This window comes from Ruegeria sp. BHSA162, assembly GCF_059613385.1.
Genome location: NZ_JBXWSK010000103.1, coordinates 1 through 10373, shown reverse-complemented (window position 1 = coordinate 10373; position 10373 = coordinate 1). Strand labels below are relative to the sequence as shown.

The 10373-nt window shown below is 59.0% G+C and carries 13 protein-coding genes; 6 read left to right on the top strand and 7 right to left on the bottom strand.

What is annotated here, in order from left to right:
- The 3 genes from AC2FM5_RS18100 to AC2FM5_RS18090 all read right to left on the bottom strand — a co-directional run.
- Window positions 1-190, bottom strand: a 190-nt coding sequence (locus AC2FM5_RS18100) for a hypothetical protein (protein ID WP_496737243.1), incomplete at its 3' end; no start/stop codon positions are given.
- A 765-nt stretch (window positions 191-955) separates the two neighbouring features.
- A complete protein-coding gene (locus AC2FM5_RS18095; protein WP_496737242.1) occupies window positions 956-1459 on the bottom strand; it encodes a sugar transferase in 504 nt (167 codons plus the stop codon).
- Window positions 1460-1575: 116 nt separating this feature from the next.
- A complete protein-coding gene (locus tag AC2FM5_RS18090; protein WP_170444537.1) occupies window positions 1576-2376 on the bottom strand; it encodes a metallophosphoesterase family protein in 801 nt (266 codons plus the stop codon).
- Window positions 2377-2504: 128 nt separating this feature from the next.
- Here AC2FM5_RS18090 and AC2FM5_RS18085 point away from each other — a divergent pair, with 128 nt between their 5' ends.
- The 6 genes from AC2FM5_RS18085 to tviB all read left to right on the top strand — a co-directional run bounded on the left by AC2FM5_RS18085 (window position 2505) and on the right by tviB (window position 6736).
- Entirely contained in the window at window positions 2505-2732 is a 228-nt protein-coding gene (locus tag AC2FM5_RS18085; protein ID WP_496737241.1) for a hypothetical protein, read from the top strand.
- A 232-nt stretch (window positions 2733-2964) separates the two neighbouring features.
- Window positions 2965-3234, top strand: coding sequence for a hypothetical protein (locus tag AC2FM5_RS18080; protein ID WP_496737240.1), 270 nt, complete (start codon window positions 2965-2967; stop codon window positions 3232-3234).
- Window positions 3235-3528: 294 nt separating this feature from the next.
- The gene (locus tag AC2FM5_RS18075; protein ID WP_496737239.1) at window positions 3529-3861 is read left to right on the top strand and encodes a hypothetical protein; all 333 of its coding nucleotides are present in this window, start codon (window positions 3529-3531) and stop codon (window positions 3859-3861) included.
- The gene (locus AC2FM5_RS18070) at window positions 3848-4303 is read left to right on the top strand and encodes a hypothetical protein (protein ID WP_496737238.1); all 456 of its coding nucleotides are present in this window, start codon (window positions 3848-3850) and stop codon (window positions 4301-4303) included. Before AC2FM5_RS18075 ends, AC2FM5_RS18070 begins: the two co-directional genes overlap by 14 nt.
- Window positions 4304-4416: 113 nt before the next feature.
- On the top strand, window positions 4417-5430 hold the full coding sequence (locus AC2FM5_RS18065) for a GDP-mannose 4,6-dehydratase (protein WP_496737237.1): 1014 nt from the start codon (window positions 4417-4419) through the stop codon (window positions 5428-5430).
- A gap of 22 nt (window positions 5431-5452) precedes the next feature.
- On the top strand, window positions 5453-6736 hold the full coding sequence (gene tviB / locus AC2FM5_RS18060; RefSeq protein WP_170341460.1) for a Vi polysaccharide biosynthesis UDP-N-acetylglucosamine C-6 dehydrogenase TviB: 1284 nt from the start codon (window positions 5453-5455) through the stop codon (window positions 6734-6736).
- Between the two features lie 464 nt (window positions 6737-7200).
- On the opposite strand, the gene nqrF is transcribed toward tviB, so the two are convergent.
- The 4 genes from nqrF to AC2FM5_RS18040 form a co-directional block, all read right to left on the bottom strand.
- Complete coding sequence (gene nqrF, locus AC2FM5_RS18055) at window positions 7201-8421, bottom strand: NADH:ubiquinone reductase (Na(+)-transporting) subunit F (protein WP_496737236.1); 1221 nt, start codon at window positions 8419-8421, stop codon at window positions 7201-7203.
- Between the two features lie 12 nt (window positions 8422-8433).
- Window positions 8434-9042 (bottom strand): NADH:ubiquinone reductase (Na(+)-transporting) subunit E, encoded by a 609-nt coding sequence (gene nqrE, locus AC2FM5_RS18050; RefSeq protein WP_050603817.1) that lies wholly within the window; start codon window positions 9040-9042, stop codon window positions 8434-8436.
- Window positions 9042-9695, bottom strand: a complete 654-nt coding sequence (locus tag AC2FM5_RS18045; RefSeq protein WP_170341481.1) for an NADH:ubiquinone reductase (Na(+)-transporting) subunit D — start codon at window positions 9693-9695, stop codon at window positions 9042-9044. The genes nqrE and AC2FM5_RS18045 overlap by 1 nt, the downstream gene beginning before the upstream one ends.
- The coding region (locus AC2FM5_RS18040; protein ID WP_496737235.1) for a Na(+)-translocating NADH-quinone reductase subunit C at window positions 9695-10373 on the bottom strand (679 nt) is incomplete at its 5' end. The genes AC2FM5_RS18040 and AC2FM5_RS18045, both read right to left, overlap by 1 nt.

Sequence of the window (10373 nt, the reverse complement as noted above, 5' to 3'; positions counted from 1 at the left end):
ATTCTGAAACACGTTCGGCGAGAGCTATCCTTGCTGCTGCGTCCCTCGTGGCAACCTGCCTTGAAAGGCTGGTGGGAAGGCGACCATGAATGACTTCCTGAACCTCGCCTTTGAAGGGTTCGGGGTCCAAGTCAACAAGTGTCTGGTCCAGTTGGTCAAGCTCTTGAAGACGGCTTTGCAGATTGGCCAACCTTGTTCGGGTTTCGAAAAGGTGCGCGGCCAGTGCTTCGGGGCTGGCGCCCGCAGGACCTTGATGGCGTCCTCCTGCCGGGCGATTTCCTGCTCCAGCCCGGCCACCCGGTCCGACAACCATGAAACAGTTTCGGTTAGTCCTTTGGCTTTTGCATTGATTTGATCCCGAACAAAAAGCTGGGCCAAGGTATCCGCAATCTCAGCCGACTTCTGAGGGCGGTTGGTTGTTGCGCCGATCCGGATGACATCTGAATTCCGGACGTTTTCGATAGATACCACCTGTGTGACGTTTTCCGCGACAATGCCCAGGGCTTCGCTATCCGACCGGTTCGCCGGATTTTGCCAAAATACGGTCCAACGCGATGCGAGGATGGCTGGATTGAACTATGGATCATCCTGGAGGTTTAGCTCCAGCGCCGGACTATGCATCAAACGAGCAGAGCCAAGGATTTCGACTTGGGTATTGATGGCGGAGATGTCGACACCTAGCCCGTCATGGCTTGCGACGGCACGTCGGAATAGCCCGCAGAGCGTGTCAGAACCAACGTCGTTTCGGACCGGAAGCGGGGTTCTATCGCAAAGGGCGAGATCCCCAATCCCAGCAAAAGACCGAGACCCGCGCAGCCGGCGATTGTGTATCTGTCCGGCCATCACAGCCGGGCAAAGGCCAGCAGAACCAAACCGTCCACGGTTTTCTCGCGCCTGTTCGCGCCATGAGGTTTTTCGTCGGTCGTGTTAGGCCTTTGCAAGTGCTTGTGTTCTGTCACCGTTTCTTGGCGTCAATTGCCCTTGAACTCTGCAACCGCCTGCAGCGTCCGCCAAATAATCCAAAATTCGAATGCAAGGCTCGGATTATTGATGTAGTAGTGGTCGGTCCAAAATTTTTCCGAATATCTTCAAGACTTTGTGCGTGCCCGACTTCGGTCTGGGGATAGCCGCTGATTCCGGGGCGGACGCCAAGCCGGGCGCGGTAACCGGGCCATAGGGGCCCCCTGATCTTACCGTGACCAGGCTTCATTGAACGGAATTTGTAGGCGACAAACGCTCTTCCTCCTCTGCCCATGCGGATCTGGCAAAACAACAAGGGCCCTCGGTTTAGAATGTGGTTCATGACGAGCAACAGGACTGCGCAAACCGCCAGGAGTGGCAACAGGGCCAGAGAAACAGCAACATCCATGAAGCGTTTGGTGATACTGAATGTCAGACCTACGCGCGGCGCGGCAAAACCGGAAAAAGCTGCCTGGGAACCAACAATATCGATGCTCATCCATCCCACCCTGAGCGTCTGATATCGCGTAGGCTCAGCGAGAGTTTCGCTGCGGAATGGTAAATACCGAGCTAATGTTAATAGAGTATTTAGAGATCATCATTTGACCATGGCCATCATGCCCGACCGGCGGTGTCCGAGGCTTCATTGCCGGGGCCGGTTGATACGAAATTGACGATGCCCGGGCTGATGTCTGCCGCCGTGAGCCGACCGGTCGCAAACGCGCCGGTATCGATCGAAATCACCCGCCCACTGACTTTTGGATCTGGGACGATGGTATGCCCGTGCACGACCCATTGGCCATCCAATCGAGCGGTGGGCGGGAAATTGGGGTGCCCCCACAAACAGACATGGCGCGGTTGGTCATCGATTGGCAGAGCCGGATCAAGGGCCGCGTGGACGATCGAGACATTCCCGCTTGACCAGGTCAGTGGCCGGTTCTCGAGCCAAGTCAGAACCGGGTCGCCAATCACAGACCGCAACTGATGCGAGATTTGGACAGCATCTTCGCCCAGTGTCGCTTCGGTTATTCCCGTCAGGCCGAACGACGCGAGTGTCTGAAGCCCACCGTTTCCCAGCCACAAGCGACTGGTCCGCTTGGGTTCCTCGATAAATCGAAGCAGCATCTCTTCATGATTGCCCAGCAGACAAATCACTTCACGCTCGCCGTTGTCCGAAAGATGCCGCAGGTGATGCAAAACCTGAGCACTGTAATCTCCACGGTCGACATAGTCCCCAACAAATACCAGAGGAATGTCCGGATCGAGACGGGTCAGCAGTTGCTGCAACAGGTCCAGCCGTCCGTGAATGTCACCAACGACATAGAACCGCCGATCGGGTGCCAGGGTCTCCAGCAGCGATTCCTGCTCAGGCTCGTCGGTGCCCCGCCTGAGTTTTCTGATCCACGATCCTATCATTAGACCTGTTCCCTATCGCGCTGTGGCCCAGGCAGCAATGGCGGACAGGGCCGGCTGACGCGACCGCCGTAGTTGTGAATAACAGGTTATTGAGGCGGGCGCGCAACGCAAGGGTCCTCGGCATTAGAGTGGCCGCCGACAAACAACAGGAGCTTTCCATGCCTTCGATGACTTACAAACCGGCCGCGCAGTGGTCTGTTGAAAACCGCCACGATGCGGCCGCGGACCAGGATATTCTTCTCAGCAACGTCGGTGGTGCATCGATCCGGTTTGAAATCACCGCTGACGATGCCATCCCTGAATTGGAAGCGGCTTTGAGTCAAACGGTTCAACCGAGACGGTCTTTTGCGATGTAGATGAAAGCTGGCGAGCGTCTGTATGACACGGTCCGAGAGCTGCGCGGGCACGATCTGTGTGCCAATATGGGTCGATTTGGGCGATCGCGAGGATCATCGCACTTGTGCTGGTTTTGGCGGCCTGCACCCCGGCTGGTGATGACCCGCGTTCGGTTCTGACGCGCGCGATGCTGGATCGTCAAGGCCAGCCCACATTGCTGACCGAGCGCCCAAATTTTAGGTCAGCGCAACGATGGCCCTGTTCGGTGGCAACGGTGACGTTCAAACCTGGAAGTTAGCGGACGGTGTGTCGCTTTCCCTTCTGGATGCAGTTTTGTTCTCTAGCCGGGGATTGGGCGCGGACTTGATGTCGGCGGATGTGAGTGGAACACGCGCCATGCTGGCCGGGGACGGCTCGGCGCGCCATATCCGCCTGCACAGCTATCTGGACGGCGAATACCAACCCAGCTTTCGCGCATCTCCAACCAACTGGACAGCGTCGCCCTGCGAGAAGTACCTTTGACGGCTCAGACGGTGCTCATGGAAAACGGGACGACACCCTATCGGCCACGCAGCCTGCCGCAGTCCTTCTATGAAACCGCAGGCACCGGGCCGGCCCACTCTCGATTGGTTGCGCTGCCGGATGGTCCTGCCTTTCCGGATTTCGCCCCCGAGCCGCTTGAGTTGCGCGCGCCTCCGCCTTTGAAGGCTCCACCTTATCACCTGGGACCGGGTGATGTGGTGGCGATCATTCGCCCCGCGGGGGTTGCCGAACTTGCTGGCGCGGGCGCTCAGCGGGATACTTTCCCCGTCCGCGATGACGGTACGACCTCTATCCTCGACGCAGGTCGTGGTGCCGCTGACCGTCGCTTCATTGACACTCGGTCAGGCGATTGCCGCGGCCGGACGCCTGACGAACCGGGATCGAGAGCTGGGTACGATCCGCATCTACCGCAGTGGGGATTTGTATCGGATTCCGTTGCGCGACTATTTGGCCCGACCGGAGTTCCGTCAACTGGTCCTTTTGAACGGGGACGCCGTGTTTGCCGATACCAGCTATGACCTGGACCGGGCTCTTGCGTTTTATCGCGATCAGATCGACGTCATCAGCCTGAACCGTCAGGCTCGGGGCCGCCTTGGCCGAACTTGAGCAAGAGGTCGGTTTGCGCCGCGCCGAACTGACGGAGACACGCAAAAATTTCACGGTTCGCAGTCAACTGGGCGCCGAACAGCGCGACTATGTCTATCTAGGGGGAGAGATCAGCAAGAACGCTCGTGTTCCCCTGCCCTACGGCCAGCACCTGAGCCTGGCCGACGCTTTGTTCGGCGAAGGCGGTTACAGCATCAGAACGGCAGACGCGTCGCAAATCTATGTATTGCGTGCCTCTCCCAAACCTAAGGAAATCGGTGTGTTCACTGCCTGGCACCTGGATGCGCGCAATCCTGCGGCATTGTCGATTGCGGCCCGTATGGAACTGCGCCCCAACGATATTGTCTTCATCCAAGAACAGCGGATCACGACCTGGGGTCGGGCGCTGGATCAATTCCTGCCCTCGATGGTCAATGCGGGGCTGGGCGCGGCAAATGGTTGACGCGCCCCGCCCTGCATCGGATATGAGGCCCCACCGACCGATAATCCCCTTGACCTTGGCTGGTCGAAAGGGTCCCTGATGGTCGGGATTATTGATTTGCGTTCGAGGGTTTCATGCAACGGGTATTGATTACGGGCACTGCGGGCTTCATCGGGTTCCACCTGGCCAAGCTGCTGTTGTCCGAAGGATTTCAGGTCCATGGCTATGACGGGATGACGGATTACTACGACGTCACTCTCAAACAACGCCGCCATCAGATGCTCTTGCAGACGCCCGGCTTCTCGGCAACCGAGGATCTGTTGGAAAACTACGAACGCCTCATGCAGGTTGCAGACGAATTCCAGCCCGAGGTTATCGTTCACCTCGCCGCCCAGGCGGGTGTGCGTTACAGCCTTGAACACCCGCGCAGCTATATCGATTCAAACGTTGTGGGTACGTTCAACGTGATGGAGGTGGCCCGTCAGCACAAGGTCGGTCACCTGCTCATGGCATCTACCTCTTCGGTTTATGGGGCAAACGAAGACATGCCCTTTACCGAGGTGGAAAAGGCCGACACCCAATTGACGATCTATTCTGCCACCAAGAAGGCGAACGAAGCGATGGGACATTCCTATGCCCATCTCTGGGATCTGCCCACGACCATGTTCCGGTTCTTCACCGTATACGGCACCTGGGGCCGTCCAGACCTGGCCCTGTACAAATTTGTCGATGCAATTCTGGATGGGCGCCCGATCGACATCTACAATCACGGCGAAATGTATCGCGACTTCACCAATGTGAACGACCTGGTGCGCGGGATCCGGTTGTTGATCGATGCGGTCCCCGTGCGTCCGGACAGCCCCGGGGATATCAAGGAGGGTGACAGCCTGTCGCCGGTCGCGCCCTATCGTGTGGTCAACATCGGGAATGGTGACAAGGTGCGTCTGATGGATTTCGTCGAAGCAATCGAGGAAGCCGTGGGCAAGAAGGCGATCCGGAATTACATGCCCATGCAGATGGGTGATGTTCCGGCGACATGGGCCAATACCGACCTGCTGCAACGCCTGACCGGGTATCGTCCGCAGACCGATTTCAAGGATGGAATCGCTCAGTTCGTCGAATGGTTCCGCGAATACCACGGCAAATGATATAGTGACCCGGACCTGACGTATGCTTGAAACGAACCCCAATTCCCGTCGGATCGCCGTGATCGGTTTGGGCTATGTCGGCCTGCCGCTGGCCGCCGCCTTTGGCAAGATCGGACCGGTTCTGGGCTTTGACATCAATCCCACGCGCATCGACGCGTTGCGACAGGGCAAAGACGCCACGCATGAGGTCAGCGAAGACGAGCTGTCCGCCGCCGGGGGTCTTAGGTTTACCACTGACCCCGCCGATCTGGCTGACTGTAACACGTATATCGTAACGGTGCCCACACCGATCACGGCACAAAAACAGCCAGACCTTGCACCGTTGCTGCGCGCCTCAGAAACGGTTGGACGGGTGTTGAAGCCTGGTGATCTGGTCATCTATGAATCAACCGTCTACCCCGGCGCGACCGAGGAAGACTGCGTCCCGATCCTGGAGCGGGAATCCGGCTTGCGTTTCAACGTGGATTTCTTTGCCGGGTACAGTCCCGAAAGGATCAATCCCGGCGACAAGGCGCATCGCATCGCCGATATCTGCAAGGTCACGTCCGGATCGACGCCTATGGCCGCCGATCTGGTGGACGCGCTTTATGCGCGGATCATCACGGCGGGGACGCACAAGGCCGAAAGCATCCGCGTGGCCGAGGCTGCGAAGGTGATCGAGAACACACAGCGCGATCTGAATATCGCCCTGGTGAACGAACTTGCCATGATCTTCGGGCGCCTCGGCATCGACACCGATGCGGTGCTGCGGGCGGCGGGCACCAAATGGAATTTCCTGCCCTTCCGCCCCGGCCTTGTCGGTGGGCATTGCATCGGGGTCGACCCATACTACCTGACCCACAAGGCCGAGGCCGTTGGCCATCATCCTCAGGTCATTCTGGCGGGGCGGCGCCTGAACGATGGAATGGGCGCATATGTCGTGTCCCAGTTGGTCAAGCGGATGATCCGCGAGCGGATCGAGATGACGGACGCCCGGGTCCTGGTCATGGGGCTGACCTTCAAGGAAAACTGCCCTGATCTGCGAAACACCCGGGTCGTGGACATCGTTCACGAGTTGCAGAGCTACGGCGTGACCGTGGACGTTCACGATCCCCATGCCGACCCGCAAGCCGCACGTGACGAGTATGGGATCGACCTGCTGGAGCAGCCCAAGCCCGGCACCTATGACGGTATCGTCCTTGCCGTTGCCCATGACGCATATCTTGCGATGGATCCGGCCGAAATCCGAGCGTTCGGAAAGGCCCGGAATGTCCTGTTCGACGTCAAATCCTGCCTGCCGCGCCGCGTCAGTGATCTGCGGCTCTGACCCGCGCAGCACACTGAAATGAGAGACATTTTCTGACTGTGAAACCACTGTCCGCAAGGTCGCAGGCCCTGTGGGTTGCCGCCGGCCTGTTCAGTCTTCTGACTGGCGTGCTGGTGCTTGGTCCGCTGTGCTCTGCGTCCTTACTTTTGTGTCCACGCTGAATGGCGCAGCGACCACCGCGCTGATTGCGATGGGGAATGCAGCACGTTCTCGTCGGGTGGGCTCAGGGCCGGAGCCTATTTCCTGTTGCGATATGTGATCTGGCTGGGATTTTTGGATAGCCGCCAAGGGCGGCGGTTTCCCCGGCTACAGGGTCTTGGGTATCGTCGTCGTGTCGAACGGACGTTGGCGTTGGTAGAACGCTGCATGCGGGACAACCGCGTTGACCCACTGACGGCAATACGCAGCGTTTTGGGTCTTGATGTTACAAAATGAAACCGGCGCAAGACTGCGCCGGTTTTGTCTTAGCCACCAAAGTCGTCCAGCATGATGTCTTCGCGATCAACACCCAGATCCAGCAGCATGTTGATGACCGACTGGTTCATGATTGGCGGACCGCACATGTAGAATTCGCAGTCTTCGGGCGCCGGGTGGTTCTTGAGGTATTCCTCGAACAGAACGTTGTGGATGAACCCTGTGTAGCCATCCCAATCGTCGCCCGGTTGCGGGTCGGACAAAGCAACGTGCCACTCGAAATTTTCGTTCTCGGCGGCCAGCTGGTCGAAATCTTCAACATAGAACATCTCGCGGCGCGACCGCGCACCATACCAGAAGGTGATCTTGCGTTTGGTGTTCAGACGCTTGAGCTGGTCGAAGATGTGGCTGCGCATCGGGGCCATGCCCGCGCCGCCACCGACGAACACCATCTCTTTGTCGGTCTCGCGTGCGAAGAATTCCCCGAACGGACCCGAGATCGTAACCTTGTCGCCCGGCTTCAGGTTGAAAATGTAGGACGACATCTGCCCGGGCGGAATGCCTTCGGACCCCGGCGGGGGCGAGGCGATCCGTACGTTGAGCATGATGATACCTTTTTCGTTGGGGTAGTTTGCCATCGAATAGGCGCGCTCGATCGGTTCGGTAACCGTGGATTTGTACTGCCACAGATTGAACTTGTCCCAATCCTCACGGTATTCCTCGGCGACGTCGAAATCGCTGTAGTCGACTTTGTGCGCCGGGGCGGCGATCTGGATGTACCCGCCCGCGCGGAAATTCACATCCTCGCCCTCGGGAAGTTCCAGGACCAGTTCCTTGATGAAGGTCGCCACATTGTCGTTCGACCGGACGGTGCATTCCCATTTCTTGACGCCAAAGACTTCTTCGGGAACTTCGATCTTCATGTCCTGTTTGACGGCCACCTGGCACGACAGGCGGTCACCGCAGGTGGCCTCGCGCTTGGTGATGTGGCTTTCTTCGGTTGGCAGGATCGACCCGCCGCCCTCCAGCACTCGCACCCGGCACTGCGCGCAGGTACCGCCGCCGCCACAGGCCGACGGAACGAACAGCTTTTCGGCTGCCAGCGTCTGCAGCAGCTTGCCGCCGGCAGGAACCGAGATGGTTTTCTCACCGTTGATGGTGATTTTGACGTTGCCCGATGAAACCAGCCGAGACCGGGCCGCCATGATCAGCGCGACCAGGGCCAGAACGATCAGGGTGAAAAGGACAACGCCGAGCGAGAAAGTTTCCATGCCCCTGCCCCTTTACAGTTTGACGCCCGAGAAGGACATGAAGGCCATCGCCATCAGACCTGCGGTGATGAAGGTGATGCCGAGGCCCTGCAGTCCGTCCGGAATGTCGGAATATTTCAGTTTTTCGCGCACGCCCGCCATGGCGGTGATCGCCAGCGCCCAACCGAAGCCCGAGGACAGGCCATAGGTTGCGGCCTCGGCAAAGTTGTAGTCGCGTTCGACCATGAACAGCGAGCCGCCCAGGATGGCGCAGTTCACCGTGATCAGCGGCAGGAAGATCCCCAGCGCGTTGTAGAGCGGCGGGAAATACTTGTCCAAAACCATCTCGAGGATCTGCACCATCGCCGCGATCACGCCGATATATGAAATCAGGCCGAGAAAGGTCAGGTCCACATCCGGGAACCCGGCCCACGCCAGCGCACCCGGCTTGAGGAGGTAGTTCAGCAACAGGTTGTTGGCCGGAACGGTGATGGCCTGCACGACCATGACCGAGATCCCAAGCCCCAGCGCCGTCGAGATTTTTTTCGACACGGCTATGAAGGTACACATGCCCAGGAAAAAGCTGAGCGCGAGGTTTTCGACGAAGATGGCCTTTACGGCCAGTGAGATGAGACCTTCCATCAGTGCGCCTCTACCTGCTGGATCTTGTATTCACGTTCCTCGACCTGGTTCGGCTTCCACGTGCGGAAGGCCCAGATGATCAGGCCGATGATGAAAAAGGCCGACGGCGGCAGCAGCAGCAAGCCGTTGGGCACGTACCAGCCGCCGTTGTTCACGGTTTCCAGGATGGTCACTCCGAACAGAGAGCCCGAGCCGAACAGCTCGCGGATGACGCCGACCAGCATAAGGATCAGGCCATAACCCATGCCGTTGCCCAGACCGTCGATGAAGGACGCCACGGGCGGGTTCTTCATGGCAAAGGCTTCGGCCCGGCCCATCACGATGCAGTTGGTGATGATGAGGCCCACGAAAACCGACAGCGTCTTTGAGATCTCGAAGGCATAGGCCTTGAGGATCTGGTCGACCAGGATCACCAGCGACGCGATGATGACCATCTGCACGATGATCCGGATCGAGCCGGGGATCTGGTTGCGCAGGCATGAGATGAAGAAGGACGAAAACGCCGTCACGAACATCACCGCCAGCGACATCACGAAGGCCACTTGCAGCGACGAAGTTACCGCCAGCGCCGAGCAGATGCCCAACACCTGCAGCGTGATCGGGTTGTTGTCGACAAGCGGGTCGACCAGCAGATCTTTCTTGGTCTGTGACATCAGATCTCTCCTGCTTGCAGCTTGGCCAGAAACGGAGCATAGCCCGCGTCCCCCATCCAGAATTTCACCAGGTTGTCGACGCCGACCGTCGTCAGGGTCGCGCCAGCCAGCGCATCGATATAGAAGTCGGGCCCTGCGGCGGGCATGGTTTTGGCAACCGTGATCTGCAGATCACCCGCATCGTCACGCAGCTTCTTGCCGCTCCAGAGGGCTTTCCAGCGCGGGTTGTCCACCTCGGCCCCCAGGCCCGGCGTTTCCCCGTGCTGATAGAATTGCAGCCCGAAGATGTCGTTGCCATTCGCTTCGAGCGCGATGAAGCCATAGAGCGTGGACCACAGCCCATAGCCGTGGACCGGCAGGATCACCTTGTCCAGCGCGCCGTTTTCGTCGCGCAGCAGGTAGATCACGCGGTATTTCGCCTTGCGGCCGATGCCGGCAGGGTCGTCGGCAAGCGGCTCGCTCAACTCGGGGTCACTGGCGGCGGCAATGTCGTCGAACGTGGCCGGGTCGAACTGGTCGTCGACGAATTCACCCGTCGCCAGCTCCAGCACATGCGGTTCGAAAGCGGCAAAAGCCTCGGCCACGTCGATGCCCGGCTCATAGACCCCCGCGACCTGCAGAACGTTGATTTGCTTGTCCTTGAGCTTGTTGGCCTCTTGCACCGGGCGCAGGCTGACC